Here is a 22,600-nt window from a genome sequence, read left to right as displayed (position 1 = left end):
CATGTTTCAAGGACAGGGCAGCCTTGCATGCTGCCATTCGCCGTTGTCCGCGGCACCATGCACAATTATGTTGGGTCCACGGAGGACGTCGCTGGGAGGCTGAACAAAGGCTATGACCCATGTCCATCGTCACGGATGTCGTTGCTGCCAATATTGCGGACAAGCGAAATGATGCGCGCCCGGACCTGATGGGCGGCGCAGGGTCACCGGTTCACGTACGCCGGGTCCGCGCCCATGAGACCGATCTCTTTCTTTCGCACCTGCAACGCCTTCCCTCCGAAACCCGGCGCCTGCGCTTCGGTAACTCAGTCAACGATACGTTTCTGGAAAGCTATGCCCGGCTGGCACTCGGTCCTGACTCTCTGGTGAAGGGTCTGTTCGCCGACGGCGAACTACGCGGCGTCGCGGAATTACGGTTTCTCACCGGATCTCACGATGAAGCCGAAGGTGCGTTCTCGATCGAGCCGGAATTCCAGGGCCACGGTCACGGGGATCGCCTCTTCGGCCGGCTGGTTGCCGCCGCCCGCAATCGCGGCGTTCGGCGAATTTTCCTGACCTGCCTGCGCGAAAATCATCGGATGCAGGCGATCGCCGCCAAACACGGCGCCGATCTCAGTTTCATTGCCGGCGACGTGACCGCCGAAATCCTGCGGCCTTATGCGGATGCGAAGAGCCTCGCACGGGAATGGGCGGATGAGAGCGAAGCCTATGTCTTCGCCATGATCGAGGAGCGCGGTCGGCGTCTGCGATTCTTCACCGAGCCCCTGCGGCGTCTGGCGGCGAGTTTCGTCCCGCAACACGCCCCGCATTGACGGAATCAAGCGTTTCGGTGACCAGCGGCAGCATCTTTTCGACAATGACGGCGACGCCTTCCTTGTTCGGGTGCATGGCGTCGTCCTGATTGAGCTTCGGCTGGGTCGCCACGCCGTCGAGAAAGAACGGATAGAGGGCGACGTCGTATTTCTCGGCGAGGCCGGCATAGATCGGATTGAAAGCCGCCGAATAGTCGGGGCCCATATTGGGTGGCGCGATCATGCCGGCGAGGATGACGGCCTGGCCGCGTTCGGTCAGCGTTTGCAGGATCTGGTCGAGGTTCTTTTCCGTGATCTCGGGAGAAATCCCGCGTAGCGCGTCGTTGGCGCCGAGTTCAACGATGACGAGGTCGGCTTCTGTCGGCACTGACCAGTCGAGCCGGGCGAGCCCGCCGCTCGATGTGTCGCCCGAGGCGCCTGCGTTAGTCACTTCTACGCCGTATCCCCGGTCCCGCAAGGCGACTTGCAATTGCTCGGGAAATGCTTCCCCGGGCCCGACACCGTAGCCGGCGATGAGGCTGTCGCCAAAAACGACGACGTGAAGCGGCTCGCCATCGGCGGCCCCCCGCGCGACCTGCTGAGCACTCGAAGCTGACGGCACCATCAGCCATGACAATAGCGTCAGTGCCAAGAGGATCGGTTGGAAGCGTTGCATCATACACCCATATAGCGCAGGCCCCGTGTGGGGCGCCCGATGTCACATATAGGAGCCGGCGGCCTTGGCAGAACCAGCGATCCGGTTACGAAACGTTCATCTCACGCTGGGGAGTGGCCGTAGCGCTGTCCATGTTTTGAAGGGCGTCGGCCTTGCCGTCGATCGAGGCGAATCCGTCGGCATCGTCGGTCCGTCCGGCTCCGGCAAGTCGACGCTTTTGATGGTGGTTGCCGGGCTGGAGCGAGCCGACGAGGGCGTCGTCGAAATCGCCGGTCAGCCGCTTGGCGGTCTCAGTGAGGACCGGCTCGCGGCGTTCCGCGGTCGCAATATCGGCATCGTCTTCCAGTCGTTTCACCTGATTCCGAACATGACGGCGCTGGAAAACGTCGCCGTGCCGCTGGAACTCGCCGGCCATGACGATGCCTTCGAGCGCGCCGAGCGGGAACTGTCGAATGTGGGCCTCGCCGACCGCGTTACCCATTATCCTGGGGAATTGTCGGGTGGCGAACAGCAGCGCGTCGCGTTGGCGCGGGCTCTGGCTCCACAACCGGCGATTTTGATCGCCGACGAGCCGACCGGCAATCTCGACCAGGAGACCGGACGGCAGGTCGCCGATTTGCTGTTCGCCGAATGCGAGCGGCGGGCCATGACGCTCGTCCTCGTGACTCACGATCCGGCGCTGGCGCATCGCTGCGGTCGGGAGGTCGCCGTCCGCTCGGGCGTCATTCATGACGACCGTATGGCGATGGTCGAGGCCGCAGGAGCGAACTTCGATCCCGCGCTTGCCGGTGCCGCTGGATGAGCGCGCTCGATTCCACAGCTGGAATTGCCGCCACCGCCCGGCCGAAGCCGACGAACGGGCGCGGCAATCTGAAGCTCGCCGTGCGTTTCGCGCTGCGTGAGATGCGCGGCGGACTGTCCGGCTTCTACATCTTCCTCGCCTGCATCACCCTCGGCGTGGCGGCGATCGCCGCGGTGAATTCCGTCGCGATGATGATGACCACCGGCATCGCCGAACAGGGGCGGTCGATCCTCGGCGGCGACCTGCGCTTCGCCCTTGTGCAGCGCCAGGCGACGGACGAGGAAACCACTTACCTGGCGGACCTTGGAACCGTCGCCGAGGCGGCGTCCCTGCGTTCCATGGTTCGGCTGCTGGACGGCAGTGATCAGTCGCTGGCCGAGGTGAAGGCGGTGGACGGCGCTTATCCGCTTTATGGGGCCGTCGAGACGCAACCAGACGTGCCGTTGGGCGATCTTCTGGGAGAACGTGACGGCCGGTTCGGCGCCGTCGCCGCATCGGAATTATACGATCGATTGGGCATCGAGCCCGGCGAGACCATCAAGCTCGGCAATGCCGAGATCGAACTGCGCGGCGTGCTCGAGCGCGAACCCGACGTCTTGTCCGGCCGCTTCAATTTCGCTCCGCGGCTGATGCTGTCGCTGGACGGGCTCGCGGCGAGCGGGCTGATCCAGCCGGGAAGCCTCGTCGAATACGACTACAAGATCCGTTTGCCGAATGGCGGCGACGCCGCGGCAATCGCGGCGCAGGCAAAAGAGCACTTTCCCGAATCCGGCTTCAACATTCGCACATCGGCAGATGCCGCCCCCTCGCTCCAGCGCAATATCGAGCGTTTCTCGCAGTTTTTGACGTTGGTCGGGCTCACTGCCCTCATCGTCGGCGGGGTCGGCGTCGCCAATGCCGTCAACGCCTATCTCGATTCCAAGCGAGGGGTGATCGCGACATTCAAGAGCCTTGGGGCCGGGGGCGGCTTCGTCGTCACGGTCTATCTGATCCAGATCATGCTCTTGGCCGGTGTGGGCATTATCCTTGGCCTCGTCCTTGGAGCGATCGCGCCCTTCGCGACCGCGCGCTTCCTCGAAAGCGTCGTCCCGATCGCGGCCGAGGCGTCCGTCTATCCGGGCGCCCTCGCGCTAGCTGCCGTCTTCGGCGTGCTCACGGCGCTGGCCTTCGCGCTGCTGCCGCTCGGGCGCACCCGCGATATCGCCGCGACGGCCCTGTTCCGCGAAGCCGGGGCGACGGGCGGCTACCGGATGCGCTGGGCCTATCTCGGCACGGCGCTCGGCCTCGCCCTCGTCATTTCCGCGCTGGCGCTGGTGATGGCCGGCGACCGCCGGGTGGCGCTGATCTTCCTCGTGGGCACGGCGGCTGCCTTCGTGATCCTGCGCGGCGTCGCGATGGCGGTCCAGTGGTTCGCCGCGCGGGCGCCGCGGGTCCGCTCGACGCCGCTGCGACTGGCGATCGGCAACATTCACCGGCCGGGCGCGCTGACGGCGTCGGTGGTGCTGTCGCTCGGCCTCGGCCTGACGCTGTTGGTAACGTTGGCGACCATCGACTACGATCTGCGCCAGGAGATCGGCACGGGAATGGCTTCGCGAGCGCCTGATTTCTTTTTCGTCGACATTCAAAACGACCAGATCGATGGCTTTCGCCAGACTGTCGAGACGCTGGCGCCGGGCTCGTCCCTCAATGCCGCTCCCATGCTGCGGGGGCGGATCACAGCCCTTGCGGGACAGGATGTCTCCGCCTTTGCGGAGGGACACGAAGGCAGTTGGGTCCTGCATGGCGATCGCGGGCTGACCTATTCGCCGACGCTGCCGGAGAACTCCAGCCTGACCGAGGGCGAGTGGTGGCCGGAGGACTATGCGGGCGAGCCTCTGGTGTCATTTTCGGCGGAGGAGGCGGGCGAACTCGGCCTGAAGGTCGGCGATACGCTGACCGTCAATGTCCTCGGCCGCAATATCACCGCCCGGATCGCGAATTTCCGCGCGGTGGAATGGGAATCGCTCTCGATCAACTTCGTCATGGTGTTCTCGCCCAACGCCTTCGCCGGCGCGCCACATTCCTGGCTGGCGACGCTGTCGATGCCGGACGACGGGGAGGTTGCGGAAAAGGCGCTGATCAACGGCGTCACCAATGCCTATCCGGCGGTCACGACGGTGCGGGTGAAGGAAGCGCTCGACGCGGTGAACGGCCTGATCGCCCAACTCGCGCTGGCAATCCGGGTCGCGGCGGCGGTGGCGCTGATCGCCTCGATCCTGGTCCTGTCCGGGGCGCTGGCCGCCGGCAACCGGAGCCGCATCCACGACGCCGTCGTCCTCAAGACGCTTGGCGCGACGCGGCTGACCCTGATTCGCGCCTTCACAACCGAATACCTGCTGCTGGGCCTTGCGACAGGTGTCTTCGCGGTCGGGGCGGGCGCTCTCGCCGCCTGGTTCGTGGTCGTCCAGATCATGCAGCTGCCTTACGTCTTCGACTGGACCGTCGCGCTGACGACGCTGGCCGTCTCTCTGGTGCTGACGGTCGGCATTGGTCTTGCGGGAACATGGCGCGTCCTGGGACAGAAGGCCGCGCCGGTCTTGCGCAATCTGTGATGAGGAGACGCGCGAAAGCTGGAAAAACCGAAGCAGGCGCGTCTCCAGCCGCCTGCCTCCGGCTCGATCCGGCAACAGGCTAACGGATAATTAACCCTGATCGGGCGCGATTTTATCGTTCCATGCGGCTGGAGGCTTGTGCGCGAACCTCGCGATCCGCATATTATGCATAGGATCGCTGGGCGTCCCGCCAGCGGCGCCTCTTCGTGCCGACTGAAACCGTCGCGCGGGGACACCGGACGGGACACGCAGAAAGGAATTCATCCATGGCGGAATATCGGAACGCCGGCGCTCGCACCGTGCCAGCAGCCGGTACAAGAGCGGACATCGACCAGGGCCTCCGCTCCTATATGCTGAAGGTCTACAACCTGATGGCGGGCGGTCTCGCCCTCACCGGCGTTGCGGCCTATCTCCTGTTTTCGATGGCGGTTGTGACGAACGACGCTGGCACCGTCGTCGGTCTGACCGACATCGGCAATGTCGTGTACAACTCGCCGCTCAAATGGGTGCTGATGCTGGCGCCGCTGGCGATGGTCTTTTTCCTGTCCTTCCGCGTTCACAAGATGAGCGTCGCGGCCGCCCAGGCGACCTTCTGGACCTACGCGGCGATGGTCGGCCTGTCGCTGTCGACGATCTTCCTGGTCTACACGCAGGAATCCATCACCCAGGTGTTCTTCATCACCGCCGCCTCCTTCGGCGCGCTGTCGCTCTGGGGCTACACCACCAAGCGGGATATTTCCGGCTGGGGCTCGTTCCTGTTCATGGGCGTGATCGGCATCGTCATCGCGATGGTCGTCAACATCTTCCTTGCCTCGCCGGCTTTGCAGTTCGCCATCTCGGCAATCGGCGTCCTAGTGTTCGCGGGCCTCACCGCCTACGACACGCAGCAGATCAAGGAAATGTATTATGAGGGCGACGGCTCGGCGGTGATGGGCCGCAAGGCGGTCATGGGCGCGTTGCGCCTCTATCTCGACTTCCTCAACATGTTCCTGTTCCTCCTGCAGCTGTTCGGCAACCGCAACTAAGCGCCAGGGCAGGACTGACAAATCAGGGCGGCTTGCGGGCCGCCCTTTTCTTTTGTCATTGCTTTTGCGACATCCAGATTGCAACGAAGCTTGGGCTTGCCTGCCGATGAGCGCTCATACGATCCGACCCGCCAGCATCGAAGACGTCCCGGCGATCCGGTCGATCTACGAGCACGCGGTGCTGCACGGCACCGGGACATTTGAAATCTTGCCGCCGGACGAGGCGGAAATGGCGGCGCGCTTCACCGCGATGACGGGTCAGGGCTATCCCTTCATCGTCGCGGAAGACGCCCACGGGTTAGTCCTGGGATACGCCTACGCCAATGCCTTCCGCGCCAGACCCGCCTATCGCTGGTCGGTGGAGGATTCGGTTTATGTCGCTCCGGATGCAAAGGGACGCGGTGTGGGCGGCGATCTTCTGACCCGCCTCATCGAGATCTCGGCCGAAAGCGGCTTCCGCCAGATGATCGCCGTCGTCGGCGACTCCGGTAACGCGCCGTCGGTCAGGCTGCATGAACGGGCAGGCTTCCGCATGATCGGGGTCTTCGAGCAGTCCGGCTTCAAATTCGGCCGCTGGATCGATACCGTTCTGATGCAGATGCCGCTTGGCGCGGCCGGCTCGACGCTGCCCGACGAGACGCGCTCTCCCGGCACGCTGTACCAGCGATAGCCGCGCTGATCAGCCTTATGGCTCAGCTCTGCCGCTCGGACCGGCGCTTGAGGTAGGTGAGCAACAGCGCGGCGGGGAGCGCCACCGCCAGCTTGCCAACCGACAATCCTTCGCGTCGCCGCTTGCTCTCGGCGGATTCTTCCTCCCGCGTCAGAGGGGTGCGGCCGCGACCGGAACCATCGGCGTCGGAGGATTGTCCGGCGACACGATCAGCCATGGCGGCGCCGCGCTGGCCCAAGGGCTGCGGCGCCCCGGTGGTCGTGTCCCGGGCGGTCTGGTGCTCCATTTCCGAGTTCAACTCGCCGCCGACGATCAGAATGATCATCGTCAGCCAGATCCAGGTCATGAAACCGATCAACGCGCCGAGCGAACCATAGGTGGCATCGTAGGAACCGAAATTGGCGGCGTACCAGGAAAACAGCAATGAAACGATCGTGGTGACTACGAGCGTGAGGATTGCGCCCGGGGTGATCCACCGCCATTTGGCGTTCGCACGGTCCGGACCCCAGCGGTAGAGCGCGGCAAGGCCGAGAGAGAACACCACGATCATCAGGAGGAGACTGAGGCCGGAGATCAGCCATTCCAGCCCCGTACCCAGGCCGAGATAGCCCAGGAGAACTGGCAGAACCACGGCGAGGCCGATCATCAGCAACGACACAACGATGAGACTCAGCGTGAAGCTGAGGGAGATCGCGTTCAGCTTGAAGAAGGAACGGCTTTCCCGCTCATCATAAGCGACGTTCATCGCCTCGAACAGCGACTTGACTCCGGCATTGGCGCTCCACAGCGAGACTGCGAAGGAGATAACCAGCGACAGCCCCAACGTGGTGTCGCCCTTCGACGCCAGTCGTTTCAGTTGCGTCTCCAGAACATCCATTCCGCCGCCAGGGATGAAGGCGCGCAACTGTGCCAGATGATCGCTGACCGTCGCCGGATCGGCGAAAAGTCCGTAGAGGGAAACGAAGGCGGCAAGGCCCGGGACTATGGCGAGAAGCAGATAATAGGTCACGCCCGCGGCGACGAGAGTGACGCGATCGTCGCCCATTTCCTCGTAAACCCGCCAAAGGATGCTCTTCCAACCCGCGACGGGAATTTCACCGGGCCGGTCGGCGTGTCGCCCCCGGCCCTTGTCTCGAAGCTCGGCGTGATTTGTCTTCGCTCTGGTCATTCGCCCTCACCCGTCCCGGTTCTGCAGCAACGCCACGACCCAATAGGCGATCCCTTCGCGGGGCGGCGGGCGGGATAAACTTCTGTAGCCGGCAATGGATATCGTCATCCAGGGCTTTCGCACCAGCGGACGGTCTCAACCGTTCTCCGCCAGTTTCAATCCCTTGTCGAACACGCGGAGCACGGCGGTCAGGTCATGGCCGCGCTTCATAACGAGGCCGCCAGCGGCGACGACCTGGTACGCCCCCTGCTTACGGGCGAGCTTCGGATTTTTCTCCACCCGATAGAGCGGCATTTCGCTGGCCCGGCGGAAGACCGAGAACACCGCCCGATCCTTCAACGTGTCGATGGCGTAGTCCCGCCATTCGCCGGCCGCGACCATGCGTCCGTAAATCTTGAGGATCTCGGACAATTCTCGTCGATCGAACGAGACGATGGAAAAATGACAGGAATTCTGACGGGGAAAGGGGAGGAGATTGGTCGCGGTTTCTCCCTCCGATCCGAAATCCGTCAAGACTGCCCTCGTCCAATGCTTTGCCGCGGAGGAAGCCGCAACTCTTCGGCATGTTCGCATGAAACCGGCCGCGGGCAAAACCGTTTCCGATGCCGACAACACGGAATGGCCATCTGGCGGCAAACGCGCGCCGGATGACTGATCGGCCGTCACCTGGCCGGCGTCATGGATCGGCGAATTCCATCTGCGCCGCGGCGAGAATCGGTCCCGGCATTCCATCCGCCGTCACGGCCTGAAGGATTACCGCGCAGCCACCCCCGCTCGGCTCTCCCCGTTTCAGTAGCGACGCCAAGGGCAGATCGATATCCATCGGTTCGCCCGCGGCCATGCCGAGAAGGCGCCAGCCACGGACGGGACGCGTGTTGACGATGGTGTGGCCGTTATTTTCGCCGCGCTCGATCGTCGTCGTCGCTTCGTCACCGAAGGTGACCAGCATCAGTACCGGTGCCGGACTGTCCGGATCCAGCCGGCCGACGTCCGCGGTGATGTGCAGCCGGTCGCCTTCGACACTTAACGCTACCTTTGGCGTGTCTCCCCCTTGCGGAAGCGACGTCGCCTGCATGAGTTTGCGGATCTTCGCTTCATGCGAACCGACGACACCCTTGCGGCCATTCACGACCATTTGCGGCGTGTAGATCGTGGTGGTGGCGAAGGCCTGGGCGTAAGCGCGCTGCCGCTCGGTGTTTTCGGGCGAACCGAAGATGTCGCGCCAGCCGATGTAATCCCAATAGTCGACGTGATAGCCGAGCGCGAGAACGCCCGGTTCCTTGGCCAGCTTGGTCAGGAGGCGATCCGCCGGCGGGCAGGACGAACAGCCCTGGCTGGTGAACAATTCCAGCACCTGGGTGACGGGCTCGGCGGGTGCGTCGCCGGCTCGGGCTCCACTGACAAACGGGAAGAGCATCAGCAACGCGAATGCCGGAAAGGCGCGTCGAATGAGGTGAAGGACGGTCACGAGACCACCTTGGACGAACCTGCCGGTCCGTCTGCGGGACGGGGGCCGTCAGTGTTCTGGAGCGCTTTTGCCTGGGGTTTCGTCATCGATCGTACCGTAGCGATCGACGGATGCGTCTGCCAGTCAATTGCGGATGACAAGTCATTGATCGGTCGGCCAAACGAGCGACGCCGCCGGCACGAGGCGCGGCGGCGTCGATGATCGTCATCTGCCATGTGCAGGACGGTGCCTGGGATCAGGCCGCCAGCCGGCGCAGAACGTAGTGCAGGATGCCGCCGTTCTTGTAGTATTCCAACTCGTCGAGCGTATCGATGCGGACCTGCAGCTTGATCGTGCGGGTCGAACCGTCGGCCGCCTCGATCGTCGCTTCCATGATCTCACGCGGCTTGATGTCGGCGAGGCCTTCTATGGTGACCTTCTCGTCGCCCTTCAGCCCGAGCGATTCCCAGGACGTTCCCGCCTCGGCGAAGACGAAGGGGACGACGCCCATGCCGACGAGGTTGGACCGGTGGATACGCTCGAAACTTTCCGCGATCACGGCGCGGACCCCGAGAAGCACGGTGCCCTTGGCCGCCCAATCGCGTGAGGAGCCGGTGCCGTATTCCTTGCCGGCGAAGACGACGAGCGGCACACCCTCGTCCTTGTAGCGCATCGCGGCGTCGTACATCGGCAGGACCTCACCCGACGGGAAATGCTTGGTCATGCCGCCTTCGATCCCGTCGAGCATCTGGTTCTTGATGCGAATATTGGCGAAGGTGCCGCGCATCATCACCTGGTGGTTGCCGCGCCGGGCGCCGTAGGAGTTGAAGTCGACCGGGCGAACCTGATGGCTGACGAGGTAGTCGCCCGCCGGCCCATTGGCCTTGATCGAGCCGGCCGGCGAGATGTGGTCGGTGGTGATCGAATCGAGGAACAGACTGAGGATCCGTGCGCCCTTCACGTCGGTCACGGGATCGGGCTCCTGAGTCATTCCCTCGAAATAGGGCGGGTTCTGGACATAGGTCGAGCGGTCGTCCCAATCGTAGGTCAGGCCGCCGGACACGGCGATCTTCTGCCAGTGCTCGTCACCCTTGAAGACGTCCGCATAGCGGTTTTCGAACATCTCACGCGTCACCGTCTCGCGGACGATCTTGGCGATCTCCTGGGTTGACGGCCAGATGTCCTTGAGGAAGACGTCGTTGCCGTCCTTGTCTTGGCCGAGCGCGTCCTTGGTAATGTCAACGAACATCGAGCCGGCGATGGCATAGGCGACCACCAGCGGCGGCGAGGCGAGATAGTTCGCCCGAACGTCCGGATTGACCCGGCCCTCGAAGTTGCGGTTGCCGGACAGCACCGAACAGGCGACGAGGTCGTTCTGGTTGATCGCCTCGGAGATCGGCTCGGGCAATGGGCCGGAATTGCCGATGCAGGTCGTGCAGCCATAGCCGACGAGGTTGAAGCCCATCGCGTCGAGATCCGACTGCAGGCCGGCCTTCTCCAGATACTCGGTGACGACCTGGGACCCCGGCGCCAGCGACGTCTTCACCCACGGCTTGGCCGTCAGACCCTTTGCGTGGGCCTTGCGGGCGAGAAGCCCGGCCGCGACCAGGACGTTGGGGTTGGACGTGTTGGTGCAGGAGGTGATCGCGGCGATGACCACGTCGCCATGCGACAGGCCGTGGTCGGTGCCTTCAACGGCATGCAGCGTCTGGCCGTGGCGGTTGTCTTGGGGCGTGTCGTTCACCCCGGTCGCGCCTTCGTCCATATAGCGGGATTCGCCCTCGGATTTCGGCGTGTCGTTCTTCTTGCGTCCGCCATGGATCTCGGCGAGCGCGTCGTGGAATTTTGCCGCCGCCTCGGTGAGGGCGACACGGTCCTGCGGGCGCTTTGGTCCGGCAAGCGAGGGAACGACCGTCGACAGGTCGAGTGCGAGCGTATCGGTGAAGATCGGATCGGCAATGCCGTCCTCGCGGTACATGCCCTGGGCCTTGGCGTAGGCCTCGACGAGGGCGATGCGGTCCTTGTCGCGGCCGGTCGCCTCCAGATAGGCGATGGTGTCCTTGTCGATCGGGAAGAAGCCGCAGGTGGCGCCGTATTCGGGCGCCATGTTGCCGATCGTCGCCTGATCCTCGAGGGTCAGGTTGGACAGGCCGGGGCCGAAGAACTCGACGAATTTGCCGACGACGCCATGCGCGCGCAGCATTTGGGTCACGGTCAGGACGAGGTCTGTCGCGGTGGTGCCTTCCGGCAGCTTGCCCTCGACCCGGAAGCCGATGACTTCGGGAATCAGCATGGAGATCGGCTGGCCGAGCATCGCCGCTTCGGCCTCGATGCCGCCGACGCCCCAGCCGAGCACAGACAGGCCGTTGACCATGGTGGTGTGGGAATCGGTGCCGACCAGCGTGTCCGGATAGGCGATCGTCTCGCCGTTCTCGTCCTTGGTCCAGACCGTCTGGGCAAGATATTCCAGATTGACCTGATGGCAGATGCCGGTGCCCGGCGGCACCACGCGGAAGTTCTCGAAGGCTTCCGAGCCCCAGCGCAGGAAGGTGTAGCGCTCGCCATTGCGGCCGTATTCGGCATCGACGTTCTTTTCGAACGAATCCTTGCGGCCGAAGAAGTCGACCATCACCGAGTGATCGATGACCAGGTCGACGGGAACCATCGGGTTGATCTTCTTCGGGTCGGCACCGAGACTTCTGGTGGCGTCGCGCATCGCGGCGAGATCGACCACCGCTGGCACGCCGGTGAAGTCCTGCATCAGCACGCGCGCCGGGCGGTAGGCGATTTCATGGCCGGCCTTGCCCTTGTCCTTGGTCCAGTTGGCGACGGCGCGGATATCGTCCGCCGTCACCGTGCGGCCATCCTCGTTGCGCAGGAGATTTTCGAGCAGAACCTTCATGGAGAAGGGCAGGCGCGACGCGCCGGCAAGGCCGTTCTTCTCGGCCTCCTTCAGATCATAATAGACGTAGTCCTTGCCTGCGGCGGAAAGCGTCTTGCGGCATTTGAAACTGTCGGGTGCGTGAGACATATGGCTTCGTTCCTTTCGAACCAGGATGGAAGTCCGAAGGGCGAACGGCCTTGAGCGCCGCGGAAAAGCGCTCGAAGATGCGGGTACGACCATTTCCGCTTGTCCGCCCCGGCGCCCGCCGGTGCCGGGCGGGGCCTTGAGATCGGCGCTGAAAAAATTCCACGCCGGTCGCTGGTGTGGTTGCCGTCCTCATAGCGAAGTTTGCAACGCCTATAAAGGGCACAGTGTTTGGAAGGCGGAATTTCTGTCGCAGTGCGAAGGAGGTCGGCTGAGTGGGGAGGAGAAAACTGGGCGGAACGGCAGGTTGCAAGGCGTCTACGCCTCGCCGAAGACCCGCTGGCTCTGATATACGCCGCCAATGACGAATCGTGTACGTATCCCGTGCTGACGATCACCGCCAACAGGCTTTCGGTCGGACGTGGTCTTGAAACCGTGGCTGGTCCCCTGGATTTCGCGGTACGGGCCGGGGACGGACTGGTGATCACCGGTCCGAATGGCGCCGGCAAGTCGACGCTTCTGCGCACGCTTGCCGGGCTGCTGCGGCCGCTCGCCGGGCACGTTGCTGTCACGGGCGCCACCGCCGCCGACGGCGAACCGGCCCGGACCGTCGCCGAGATCGCCCATTATGTCGGCCACCGCAACGCCATGAAGCCGGGTGTCAGCGTCCGGGATAATCTCGCCTTCTGGCGTCGTTTCCTCGGCGGCGGCGGGCATCCGATCGAGGCGGCGCTCGAGGCCGTCGGCCTTCCCGATCTTGCGCATCTGCCGTTTTCGTATTTGTCGGCCGGCCAGCAGCGGCGGACAAGTCTCGCCCGGCTGCTCGTGGTCGAGCGGCTGGTGTGGATTCTCGACGAGCCGACATCGGCGCTCGACGCTTCCTCGCAGCAGCGATTCGGAACGTTGATGGACGCGCATCTGGCCGGCGGCGGCATCGTTATCGCCGCGACCCACCAGCCGCTGGGGATGGCGGCGGTACGCGAATTGCGGCTGGAGTCGCGCCGCCTGCCTGCCGCTGACGAGCGATCCGGCGGCTTCGACGAGGCGGCGATCGCCGCCGCGGAGGGTTGGTTATGATCGCGCTGTTCCGCCGCGACCTGGGGCTCGCCTTTTCCGGCGGCGGCGGGGCGATGACCGGCGTGATCTTCTTCCTTGCCGTGGTCGCGACGATCCCGTTCGGCATTGGCCCGGACCTCAATCTTCTGTCGCGCATCGGGCCGGCGATTCTGTGGATCGGGGCGTTGTTGTCGGCGCTGCTCACCCTCGACCGGCTGTTCCAGGCCGACCGTGACGACGGCACGCTCGATCTTTTGATCGCCGGGCCGACGCCGCTTCCGCTGGTCGTCCTTGCCAAATGCCTGGCGCTCTGGGTCGCCTCCAGCTTGCCGCTGGTCCTTGCCGCGCCGGTTCTTGGCCTCTTCCTCGCGCTCGATCCGGTGGCAATCGGGGCGGTCATGGCGACGCTTCTCGCCGGCACTCCCGCGATCACCTTCATCGGCGCCGTCGGGGCCGCCGTCGCCGTCGCGCTGCCGCGCGGCGGATTGCTGGTCTCGGTCCTCGTCCTGCCGCTGGCGATCCCCGTGCTGATCTTCGGCGTCTCGGCGACCTACGGCGCGGTCAACGATCCCGATCCGTTTCTCCCGCCATTCCTCATTCTCGTCGCCTTGACGTTGTTCTTCGGGGCACTGGGACCGATCGCGGCGGGCGCGGCGCTGAAGACGAGTGCTGATTGAGGCAGGCGTCCCGATGCGATGCGCCGCCGCCTGGAGGAAAAGTGATGCTTTCCTGTCCGTGCCTCGTCATCCTCGGGCGAACCCGCTGCTTTAACGTCTGCGTAACCAGAACATATTTGCGAGCGGTTGCAGTTACGGACTTGCCGACGTTAATCTGCCGACCTCGGTAGCGCGAAGGGCGCGCAATAGAAAACGAAGGCCCAAATGAGAAGCTTGCTCGCCGCACCGTTTGCCATCGTCATGATGATCGGCGGCCCGCTCACCTTCATCCTTGGCGTGGTGGACACGTGGCAAAGCGGCATGTCGGTCTTCCTGAAAATCGTCATGAGCCTGACGATCGACGCCTTTCTTGCCGCGATCTGGCCGATCACTTGGATGATCTGGATCGTGATGCATCTGGCTGGGAATGACACGCCGCTATCCACGGTGCTTAGGTTATGAAGACCCTACAATTCTCGCCTTATCCCTCCTGGGAGCTCCTAAACTAGGCTTATGACCGACCTCTCCGCCGCCAAGCCGTCGCGCTTGACCATTCTCGCCAACCCGACCCGCTTCCTGGCGTTGTCGGGAAAGATCCAGCCCTGGCTTTATGGGCTGGCTTTGCTCGCGCTCGCCGTGGGATTGTTCCTCGGCTTCACCGCGCCGCCGGATTACCAGCAAGGCGCGACCGTGCAGATCATGTTCATTCATGTGCCCTTCGCCTGGATCGCGATGATGGCCTGGACGGTGATGAGCGTGTCGGCCCTCGGCACCCTGGTCTGGCGTCATCCGCTGGCCGATGTGGCGGTGAAGGCCGCTGCGCCGATCGGCGCCGTGTTCACGGCGCTGTCGCTGATCACCGGCTCGATCTGGGGCCGGCCGATGTGGGGCACCTGGTGGGTCTGGGATGCCCGGCTCACCTCGGTCTTTATCCTGTTCCTGATGTATCTGGGGCTGATCGCGCTGACCCGGGCGCTGGACGATCCGGGCAAGAGCGCCAAGGCCGCGGCGATCCTCGTCCTCGTCGGCTTCGTCAATATCCCGATCATCAAGTTCTCGGTCGATTGGTGGAACACGTTGCACCAGCCGGCGAGCGTTCTGCGCCCCGACGGCCCGGCGATGCCGGCGGTGTTTCTGGCACCGCTGCTGATCTCGGCGGTCGGCTTTACGCTGCTGTTTTTCGCCCTGCATCTGACGGCGATGCGCACCGAGGTGCTGCGCCGCCGCGTCGCGGCGCTGTCGCGGCTTGCGGCCCGCAACGCCGAGGCCTGAGGAAAATGTCATGAATTATTTCGGCTTTATCGTCTCGGCCTATGGGGTCTCGGCGCTGGCTCTGGTCGGGCTGGCATTGTGGGTTTTCCTTGACGCGAAGGCGCAGCGGCGCGCTCTGAAGGCGCTCGAGGCGAGAGGCGTTCGCCGGCGCTCCGCCGGTCGCGGCGCGGCTCTGGAGACGACAGGGACGGCACAATGACCGAGCAGCCGACCGAGACGACGATCCCGACCGCGCCAACGCCAGTTGACGGCGAGACGCCGCCCTCCCGCCCCGCCAAGCCGCGGCGCAACTGGCTGGTTCTTTTGCCGCTGCTGCTGTTCGGCGGGCTTGCCTCCGTCTTCCTCTATCAGCTGCTTTCGGGAAAGAACGCCCAGATCATCCCGTCGGTGCTGATCGGCAAGACCGCGCCGGAGACTACGTTGCCGCCTTTGGAAGGGCTCAAGGGACCGGACGGGCAACCGACGCCGGGTCTCGACCTTGCGGGGTTCGGCGACGGCCGGCCGGTGGTGGTCAACGTCTTCGCCTCCTGGTGCGTGCCCTGCCGCGTCGAGCATCCCCTGTTGATGGACCTTGGGAAGGATGACCGGTTCCGGTTGGTCGGGATCAACTACAAGGACAAGCCGGAAAACGCGCTCGAATTCCTGGAATCGCTCGGCAATCCCTATGACGCGGTCGGAGTCGATCCCAAGGGCACGGCGACGATCGACTGGGGCGTCTATGGCATCCCGGAAACCTTCCTCGTCACCCCGGACGGCGAGATCGTCTATAAGCAGACGGGGCCGTTTTCGCCCGAGCTCATCGAGACCGGGCTGATGCCGGCGATCGAAGCGGTGTTGGCGCGAAAGCCGGCCGAGAAGGCGCCGACGAGCTGAGGAGGCTGTTCCTTGTTTCTCGAAAGCCCTGAAAATAGCTGAAAGTGACAGCCGGAGGTCTGGAATGAGTTCCGTAAAATCGCAGAGACTTGGCGAACCCTACGACGCGTTTGTCGATCAGCAGGTCGAAATCGGAGAATTCGCTGACCCCGATGATGTCGTTCGCGCCGGCTTGCGACTTTTGGAACGACGACAGAGAAAGATCGCCGCGCTTCGTGCCGCGATCCAGGAAGGGTTTGACAGCGGCGAGCCACAGCCGTTCGATCTCAAAACGTTCCTGCGCGACATGCATTCGCGGTCCGACGCCGAGTGAGGGAAGTCCGCTTCAGTCCCGCTGGGTACCGCGATCTTGCCGCTGTCTATCTCTATACACTGAAGCGATATGGAGCAGATCAGGCGGACCGATATGTCTCCGAAATCGCCCGAAGTTGCGAACGCGTGTTTGACCGCCCCGGCTCGTCTCGCGACGCGTCGCGATACCGTAAGGGTTTGCGCTTCCATCAAAGCGGTCGGCATCAGATTTTTTATGTGCGTTCGTCGTCGGGCGCTCTCGAATGTCGTCCGCATCCTGCATGGCCGGATGAATATCGAGGACCATCTGTGACGCGATGACCCCCTCCTTCTCCCTCCGCACGCCCGAAGACGACGCCCTGCCGCGCAAGATCTGCGACACATGCGGTTTCGTCGCCTACGAAAACCCCAAGATCGTGGTCGGCTCGGTGGTCCATCACGATCGCAAGATCTTGCTTTGCAAACGGGCGATCGAGCCGCGCAAGGGTTTTTGGACGATCCCGGCCGGCTATCTGGAACTGAACGAGACGCCCGAGGACGGCGCCCGCCGCGAGGCGCGGGAGGAAGCCGAGGCGTCGCTCACGATCGAGCGGCTGCTCGCGGTCTACGCCGTTCCGCGGATCAGCCAGGTGCAGCTCATCTACCGGGCGCGGCTCGCCGAGGCGACCATCGCGGCGGGACCGGAAAGCCAGGCCGTGGATATGTTCGCCTTCGATGCCATTCCGTGGGACGAACTGGCCTTTCCCTCGGTCCACTGGGCGTTGAACCACGATCGCGAGGCGGAAGCCGGCGCGCCGCCGGTGCCGTTCGGCAATCCCGACGGCGCCACCGGCAACGTCATGCCTGATGGGCGCGTCTTGAAGACCGGCGAGTTCTGACGGCGCCCCCGGCCGGCGTCACTTCTTCGCGGTTAGGTGCTCCTTGACCAGTGGCTCGGTGGCGTGGCGCTTGATCAGCGGAAACTGCGCCATCATGAAGAGGATGGTAATCGGCATCGTGCCCCAGACCTTGAACGCGACCCAGAAATCCGTCGAGAAGCTGCGCCAAATGACCTCGTTGAGGATGGCGAGGAAGATGAAGAACAGGCCCCAGCGCAGGGTCAGCTTGCGCCAGCCCTCGGCATCGAGCTTGAAGGCCTGATCGAAGACGTAGCCGAGCAGCGACTTGCCGAAGACGAGCCCCCCGAGGAGAACGGCGGCGAAGAGGCCGTTGACGATGGTCGGCTTCATCTTGATGAAGGTCTCATCCTGCAGCCACAGGGTCAGCGTGCCGAACACCAGCACGACCGCGCCGGAGACCAGCGGCATGATCGGCAATGTCCGGGTGATCGCCCAGGACACGCTCAGCGAGATGGCCATCGCCGCCATGAACAGCGCGGTAGCGACGAATAGCGGGCCACCCAGTTCCTGCAGCACCGGAAAGGCGTCGGCGATCTGCTCGCCGCGCGCATTGGCGAAGAAGAAGACCAGCAGCGGCCCGAGCTCCAGCGCGAATTTCAGGAGCGGATTCATCTCCTTGCGGGTGGGAGAGTTCGGTTCTTCTTCGATGATGTGGTCGGTCATGGGCACTCCGTGTTCGCCCTCATATCGTTCGGGATCGCGGCAAATGATAGGCCACCGGGCGGCGATCGCCGAAATCTTGTCGATCTTTAATGTGGGCTGGCGCTATAACGGCGCCGCCGGCGCGGTCCCCGCGATGGCGCTGGCAAAGTCCTTGGCCTTGAACGGTTCGAGATCATCGATGCCCTCGCCGACGCCGACGAAATAGACCGGCAGCTTGTGCTTGGCGGCGATGGCGACGAGGATACCGCCGCGTGCCGTGCCGTCGAGCTTGGTCATTACCAGCCCGTTGACGCCGGCGACATTGCGGAAGATCTCGACCTGGTTGAGGGCGTTCTGGCCGGTGGTCGCGTCGAGGGTCAACAGCACGGTGTGCGGCGCGTCGGGCTCGCGCTTGCCGAGGACACGGATGATCTTTTCCAGCTCTGCCATCAGTTCGGTCTTGTTCTGCAGCCGCCCCGCCGTATCGATGATCAACACGTCGGAATCGTTCTCGACCGCCCGGTCATAGGCCTCAAATGCCAGCCCCGCCGCGTCGGCGCCGATCTGCTTGGCGACGACCTCGGAGCCGGTCCGTTCGCCCCAGATCTTCAATTGCTCGACGGCGGCGGCGCGAAAGGTGTCGCCGGCGCACAGCGTCACCTTGAGCCCGGCGCGGGAAAGTTTCGCCGTGAGCTTGCCGATCGTCGTGGTCTTGCCGGTGCCGTTGACGCCGACCACGAGAATGACGTGCGGCTTCTTTTCCAGGTCGAGTTCCAGCGGCATCGCCACCGCCGAAAGCGTCTTCTCGATTTCGTCGGCGAGGATCGAGCGAACTTCCTCACCGCCGATCTCGCGGCCGAAGCGGCCTTCCGACAGGCGGTCGGTGATGCGCAGCGCCGTCTCGACGCCGAGATCGGCCTGGATCAGCACGTCCTCGAAATCCTGTAGCGTCTCCTCGTCGAGGCGCCGCTTGGTGAAGATCGAGCCGATCGAGCCGGAGAGTTGGTTGGACGAGCGCGACAGTCCCTGGCGCAAGCGTTGCAGCCAGGGTGCCGGTACCTCGGGGGTGGGCGCGGCTGGCGCCGCCTGCTCGCGAAGCCGGAAGCCGGCATCGGGATCCACCGGCGGGCGGGCGATTGCAGGCTGCGATGCCGGGGCGGGAAGCGGGTGATCGGCGGCGCCGTCGGGGATCTCGTCGAAAGCGGGATCGATTCGTTCCGCCGTATCAAGCACATCGTCTTTGTCGTCCGCCGGCAGGTCCTGGTCGAGCCAGGAAAAGTCTGCCTCCTCGTTGGGCAGATCGTCGCCATGTCCGTCGCGATGCCCATCGAGATGATCGTCTTCGGAGGCCGGTCCGACGACGGGGGCCACCGCGTCAGCGGCCTCGGAGGTTTCCCGCCGTTCGCCCGCGACGTGCGGCGGTGACTCGTCTTCGGGAATAATCGGCTCTTCCAGAAACGAGAAGTCGGGGCTTTCCGCTATCGCTTCCTCCGGCTCCGGCGCCTCGAGCCATGAAAAATCCACCGTCTCGTCCGGGCTATCGAATTCCGCTTGCTGCGGTTCCTGTCGGTCTAGGAGGATTTCAGCGCTTTTTTTTTGAGCCGTATCCGTCTGGCGGGTGACTGTATCGTCGCCAGACTCGCCCGACACACGCGTTCCCGCGACTTCGGCCAGCGGAGTGATGCCGCCGCCATCCTCCACCGAGGCGCCGGCCTCGCTGTCGGCGACCGAACTGGCTGCTGCCTCCGGATGCATGTCCGGGTCCGGCGATCCAGCACGACCGACTTCCGTATCGGACGGCCGCGGCAATTCACCGTGCTCGGGTACACGATCTTCCTCGCGATCCGAACCGAAGGAAAAGATGCGCCGGAAGAAGCCTTTTGGTTCAGCCATGGTTACGTCAGTTCTCTTCGATAATCGGGAGTGCACGGGCGAAAAGCTGGCCGCCACGTTCCTCGACAAGGATAGTGTCGACGATCTCGCCGGGGAGACCTTCGTCGACACGGCAAACGGTGAAGTCTTCGCAGCGGCCGACGCCGTCGCGCTCGACGAGCACACACTGCGCCGTGCCGACCAACCGGGTCAGATGCGCGGCATGGGCTGCTTCGCCCGTCTCGCGCAGCCGCGCCGCGCGTTCCTTGACGAGGGGCCGGGGCAATTGCGGCATGCGCGCCGCCGGCGTGCCCTCGCGCGGCGAAAACGGAAAGACGTGGAGGTGGGTCAGCCCGCACTCCTCGACAAGCTTCAACGAGTTCTCGAACATGGCGTCGGTCTCGGTCGGAAAACCCGCGATCATATCGGCGCCATAGACGATGTCCGGCCGCGCCGCCCGCATGTCTTCGCAGAACCGGATCGCGTCGTCGCGGTTGTGGCGGCGCTTCATCCGTTTCAGGATCATGTCGTCGCCGGCCTGCAGCGACAGGTGCAGATGCGGCATCAGCCGCTTTTCCGAGCCGATCGCCTCGATCAGCGCCGGGTCGGCCTCGATGGAATCGATCGAGGACAACCGCAGGCGCTTCAGGTCCGGCACGTGTCGCAGGATCGCCTGGACGAGGTCGCCGAGCCTTGGTTGGCCGGGCAGATCGGCGCCCCAACTGGTCATGTCGACGCCCGACAGGACGATCTCGTTGTAGCCGCCGGCGACGAGGCGCTTGACCTGATCGACGGCCGCGCCCATCGGCACCGAGCGGGAATTTCCGCGTCCGAAGGGGATGATGCAGAAGGTGCAGCGGTGGTCGCAGCCATTCTGGACCTGGACGATGGCGCGCGCGCGGCCTTCGATGGCGTCGACCATGTGGCCGGCGGTCTCGGTCACGCTCATGATGTCGTTGACGCGGATCTTCTCTTCCTTCGCCACGCCGAAATCCGGCAGGGCGCGATAGGATGCGGCGGCAAGCTTGTCGTCATTGCCGATGACGGCGTCGACTTCGACCATCTCGGCGAAGCGGCCGGGTTCGGTCTGCGCCGCGCAGCCGGTGACGACGATGCGGGCCCTTGGGTTGTCGCGCCGGGCCCGGCGGATTTGCTGGCGCGCCTGGCGCACGGCCTCGGCGGTGACGGCGCAGGTGTTGAAGACGATCGCGCTCGCGCCGTCCTCGCCGAGGCCGGCGGCCAGCGCCTCGCGCTTCATCACCTCGGCCTCGTAGGTGTTCAGCCGGCAGCCAAAGGAAACGATGTCGACGCCCATCAGGCGGGTTCCGCAGCGGTCTGGTCGTCGCGGACATAGGCGCCCGTCGCCGGGTCGAGGCGGCCCGACCACTCCCACGCCGCGGGGCCGGTCATGACGACATGGTCGTCGTCGCGCCATTCCAGCAGGAGGTCACCGCCCGGCACGGTTACGGTCACCCTCCGGCCGGTTCGCTGTGTCCGCGCGGCCGAGACGGCGGCGGCGCAGGCGGCCGATCCGCAGGCCTGCGTCAGCCCGACACCACGCTCCCAGGTCCGGAGTGTCAGGGCGCCATGGCTGATGACTTGGGCGATCGAGATATTGGCCCGTTCGGGGAAGATCGGATGGTTTTCGAGGATCGGGCCGAAGCGGTCCAGATCGTAGCTCCACACGTCGCGATCGACCCAGAAGATCGCGTGCGGATTGCCCATGGAAACGGCCGAGGGCGAATGCAGCACCGGCGCGTCGATCGGTCCGATCTGGAGTTCGATCGTGCGCGTATCGGCGAATTCCTCGGCCAGCGGAATCTCCTGCCAGCCGAAGCGGGGCTTGCCCATGTCCACGGCAATCAGCCCGTCGGCCCGTTCGTTCGCGGTCAGGATGCCGGCGCGGGTCTCGAAGGTGAAATCGGTGCGGCCGGTCTCGACGCCGAGCGCCTGGACGACGCAGCGGGTGCCGTTGCCGCAGGCCTCGGCCTCGGAACCGTCGCGATTGATTATCCGGATATACGCATCGGTGCCGTGGGTCTTGGGATCATGGATCGCCATGATCTGGTCGAAGCGGGTCGCAGGGTCCGTGGCCAGCGCACGCGCGCCATCTGCCGAAATGCGGGCATTCGTGCCGCGCAGATCGGCGACGATGATCTCGTTGCCAAGCCCGTTCATCCGCGCGAAGGCGATGGCGGTCTCAGCGGCGGTGCCGGCGCTCTCGGTCATGGCGGCTATATGGCCGATCATGGTGGTAAATGAAAGGAGGCCGCGTGGGGTAGGCCACGCGGCCAGAGGCGTTGGAGGCCTCCTCGTGCCTAAGACGGTCGGTGGGACGTGACGGTAGAACGACTGTCCGCCATCACGCCCAGTTCGGTCTCGCGAGTTGCGCGCCGAGAGCCGACCGCTTTGCCTTAGTTGGCCGGTGCGGGCTCGGTGGCCGCGGGGGCTTCCGGCGCCGTCGTCTCGGCCGGAGCTTCAGGAGCGGCGGCCGGAGCCTCGGATGCGGCCGGGGCCGCGTTGCTCTCAGCGGCGGGTGCCTCGACGTTCACGTCCGGCGTGTCGACGGTGACGCTGGTGCTGCTGTCGCCCGCGTCTCCGCCGCCAGACAGGCCGTCGCCAAACAGGAAGAAGGCACCGATGAGAAGAACGAGAATGAGAACCGCGGCGGCGATCATGCCGCCGCTGCCGCCGCCCCTAGGACCGTCGACGCGATCGTTGTTGACGATGACGGTACGGTCCTCCCGGGAAGGGGGGGTGCCCACCGGAGGTGGGACGTCGCGCGGGTCGGACATGGATGTGCTCCTTTTTGAGGCGCCGGCGATGCTGCGTGCCGGGCGA

24 protein-coding genes are annotated in these 22,600 nt (G+C 64.7%); 14 read left to right on the top strand and 10 right to left on the bottom strand.

From position 1 onward, the window contains the following. The first annotated feature begins 119 nt into the window (after positions 1-119). A complete protein-coding gene (locus VSX60_RS03440) occupies positions 120-812 on the top strand; it encodes a GNAT family N-acetyltransferase (RefSeq protein WP_327622751.1) in 693 nt (230 codons plus the stop codon). Here VSX60_RS03440 and VSX60_RS03435 read toward each other — a convergent pair. After that, a complete protein-coding gene (locus VSX60_RS03435; protein ID WP_442873046.1) occupies positions 754-1,470 on the bottom strand; it encodes an arylesterase in 717 nt (238 codons plus the stop codon). The genes VSX60_RS03440 and VSX60_RS03435 overlap by 59 nt on opposite strands. A gap of 61 nt (positions 1,471-1,531) precedes the next feature. Here VSX60_RS03435 and VSX60_RS03430 point away from each other — a divergent pair, with 61 nt between their 5' ends. The 4 genes from VSX60_RS03430 (at position 1,532) to VSX60_RS03415 (ending at position 6,555) form a co-directional block, all read left to right on the top strand. Next, on the top strand, positions 1,532-2,269 hold the full coding sequence (locus VSX60_RS03430) for an ABC transporter ATP-binding protein (RefSeq protein ID WP_327622749.1): 738 nt from the start codon (positions 1,532-1,534) through the stop codon (positions 2,267-2,269). Beyond that, positions 2,266-4,860: an ABC transporter permease gene (locus VSX60_RS03425; protein WP_442873045.1), complete on the top strand. Its 2,595-nt coding sequence runs from the start codon at positions 2,266-2,268 to the stop codon at positions 4,858-4,860. Before VSX60_RS03430 ends, VSX60_RS03425 begins: the two co-directional genes overlap by 4 nt. Before the next feature lie 266 nt (positions 4,861-5,126). Continuing rightward, on the top strand, positions 5,127-5,885 hold the full coding sequence (locus VSX60_RS03420; RefSeq protein WP_327622748.1) for a Bax inhibitor-1/YccA family protein: 759 nt from the start codon (positions 5,127-5,129) through the stop codon (positions 5,883-5,885). Between the two features lie 106 nt (positions 5,886-5,991). Beyond that, positions 5,992-6,555 (top strand): GNAT family N-acetyltransferase, encoded by a 564-nt coding sequence (locus tag VSX60_RS03415; RefSeq protein ID WP_327622747.1) that lies wholly within the window; start codon positions 5,992-5,994, stop codon positions 6,553-6,555. 22 nt (positions 6,556-6,577) lie between these two features. Here VSX60_RS03415 and VSX60_RS03410 read toward each other — a convergent pair whose 3' ends face one another. The 4 genes from VSX60_RS03410 to acnA form a co-directional block, all read right to left on the bottom strand. Beyond that, complete coding sequence (locus tag VSX60_RS03410) at positions 6,578-7,723, bottom strand: YihY/virulence factor BrkB family protein (RefSeq protein ID WP_327622746.1); 1,146 nt, start codon at positions 7,721-7,723, stop codon at positions 6,578-6,580. A gap of 135 nt (positions 7,724-7,858) precedes the next feature. Further along, positions 7,859-8,236: a DUF2794 domain-containing protein gene (locus VSX60_RS03405; RefSeq protein WP_327622745.1), complete on the bottom strand. Its 378-nt coding sequence runs from the start codon at positions 8,234-8,236 to the stop codon at positions 7,859-7,861. A gap of 163 nt (positions 8,237-8,399) precedes the next feature. Then, positions 8,400-9,191: a DUF1223 domain-containing protein gene (locus tag VSX60_RS03400; RefSeq protein ID WP_327622744.1), complete on the bottom strand. Its 792-nt coding sequence runs from the start codon at positions 9,189-9,191 to the stop codon at positions 8,400-8,402. Positions 9,192-9,426: 235 nt separating this feature from the next. Then, a complete protein-coding gene (gene acnA, locus VSX60_RS03395; RefSeq protein ID WP_327622743.1) occupies positions 9,427-12,201 on the bottom strand; it encodes an aconitate hydratase AcnA in 2,775 nt (924 codons plus the stop codon). A gap of 432 nt (positions 12,202-12,633) precedes the next feature. On the opposite strand from acnA, the gene ccmA reads away from it, so the two are divergent. The 9 genes from ccmA (at position 12,634) to VSX60_RS03355 (ending at position 17,224) form a co-directional block, all read left to right on the top strand. Continuing rightward, positions 12,634-13,275 carry a heme ABC exporter ATP-binding protein CcmA gene (gene ccmA / locus VSX60_RS03390; protein WP_442873044.1) on the top strand — a complete coding sequence of 214 codons (642 nt, stop codon included), beginning with the start codon at positions 12,634-12,636 and terminating at the stop codon, positions 13,273-13,275. Then, positions 13,272-13,931 (top strand): heme exporter protein CcmB, encoded by a 660-nt coding sequence (gene ccmB / locus VSX60_RS03385; protein ID WP_327622742.1) that lies wholly within the window; start codon positions 13,272-13,274, stop codon positions 13,929-13,931. The genes ccmA and ccmB overlap by 4 nt, the downstream gene beginning before the upstream one ends. A 213-nt stretch (positions 13,932-14,144) precedes the next feature. Beyond that, entirely contained in the window at positions 14,145-14,372 is a 228-nt protein-coding gene (locus VSX60_RS03380) for a hypothetical protein (protein ID WP_327622741.1), read from the top strand. Positions 14,373-14,423: 51 nt separating this feature from the next. Further along, positions 14,424-15,182 (top strand): heme ABC transporter permease, encoded by a 759-nt coding sequence (locus tag VSX60_RS03375; protein WP_327622740.1) that lies wholly within the window; start codon positions 14,424-14,426, stop codon positions 15,180-15,182. A gap of 10 nt (positions 15,183-15,192) precedes the next feature. Continuing rightward, the gene (gene ccmD, locus VSX60_RS03370; protein ID WP_327622739.1) at positions 15,193-15,381 is read left to right on the top strand and encodes a heme exporter protein CcmD; all 189 of its coding nucleotides are present in this window, start codon (positions 15,193-15,195) and stop codon (positions 15,379-15,381) included. Continuing rightward, positions 15,378-16,055, top strand: a complete 678-nt coding sequence (locus VSX60_RS03365; RefSeq protein ID WP_327622738.1) for a DsbE family thiol:disulfide interchange protein — start codon at positions 15,378-15,380, stop codon at positions 16,053-16,055. The genes ccmD and VSX60_RS03365 overlap by 4 nt, the downstream gene beginning before the upstream one ends. 64 nt (positions 16,056-16,119) lie before the next feature. After that, positions 16,120-16,368: a type II toxin-antitoxin system ParD family antitoxin gene (locus VSX60_RS03360; protein WP_327622737.1), complete on the top strand. Its 249-nt coding sequence runs from the start codon at positions 16,120-16,122 to the stop codon at positions 16,366-16,368. Continuing rightward, a complete protein-coding gene (locus tag VSX60_RS22540) occupies positions 16,365-16,667 on the top strand; it encodes a type II toxin-antitoxin system RelE/ParE family toxin (RefSeq protein ID WP_442873043.1) in 303 nt (100 codons plus the stop codon). Before VSX60_RS03360 ends, VSX60_RS22540 begins: the two co-directional genes overlap by 4 nt. Next, entirely contained in the window at positions 16,664-17,224 is a 561-nt protein-coding gene (locus tag VSX60_RS03355) for an NUDIX hydrolase (protein WP_327622736.1), read from the top strand. The genes VSX60_RS22540 and VSX60_RS03355 overlap by 4 nt, the downstream gene beginning before the upstream one ends. 18 nt (positions 17,225-17,242) lie before the next feature. Here the strand turns inward: VSX60_RS03355 and VSX60_RS03350 are convergent, their stop codons facing one another. The 5 genes from VSX60_RS03350 to VSX60_RS03330 form a co-directional block, all read right to left on the bottom strand. Beyond that, on the bottom strand, positions 17,243-17,908 hold the full coding sequence (locus VSX60_RS03350) for a septation protein A (protein WP_327622735.1): 666 nt from the start codon (positions 17,906-17,908) through the stop codon (positions 17,243-17,245). A 102-nt stretch (positions 17,909-18,010) separates the two neighbouring features. Continuing rightward, the gene (gene ftsY / locus VSX60_RS03345; protein WP_327622734.1) at positions 18,011-19,780 is read right to left on the bottom strand and encodes a signal recognition particle-docking protein FtsY; all 1,770 of its coding nucleotides are present in this window, start codon (positions 19,778-19,780) and stop codon (positions 18,011-18,013) included. A gap of 7 nt (positions 19,781-19,787) precedes the next feature. Then, positions 19,788-21,074 carry a tRNA (N(6)-L-threonylcarbamoyladenosine(37)-C(2))-methylthiotransferase MtaB gene (gene mtaB / locus VSX60_RS03340; RefSeq protein WP_327622733.1) on the bottom strand — a complete coding sequence of 429 codons (1,287 nt, stop codon included), beginning with the start codon at positions 21,072-21,074 and terminating at the stop codon, positions 19,788-19,790. Next, positions 21,074-21,988: a diaminopimelate epimerase gene (gene dapF, locus VSX60_RS03335; RefSeq protein ID WP_327622732.1), complete on the bottom strand. Its 915-nt coding sequence runs from the start codon at positions 21,986-21,988 to the stop codon at positions 21,074-21,076. Before dapF ends, mtaB begins: the two co-directional genes overlap by 1 nt. A gap of 185 nt (positions 21,989-22,173) precedes the next feature. Continuing rightward, positions 22,174-22,554 (bottom strand): hypothetical protein, encoded by a 381-nt coding sequence (locus VSX60_RS03330; RefSeq protein ID WP_327622731.1) that lies wholly within the window; start codon positions 22,552-22,554, stop codon positions 22,174-22,176. Positions 22,555-22,600 lie beyond the last annotated feature (46 nt).

This window comes from Aurantimonas sp. A3-2-R12 (assembly GCF_036016755.1).
Taxonomy (GTDB): Bacteria; Pseudomonadota; Alphaproteobacteria; order Rhizobiales; family Rhizobiaceae; genus Aurantimonas; species Aurantimonas coralicida_A.
Note: the sequence above shows the minus strand (reverse complement) of the source record. Positions and strands in the feature narration are given on the sequence as shown.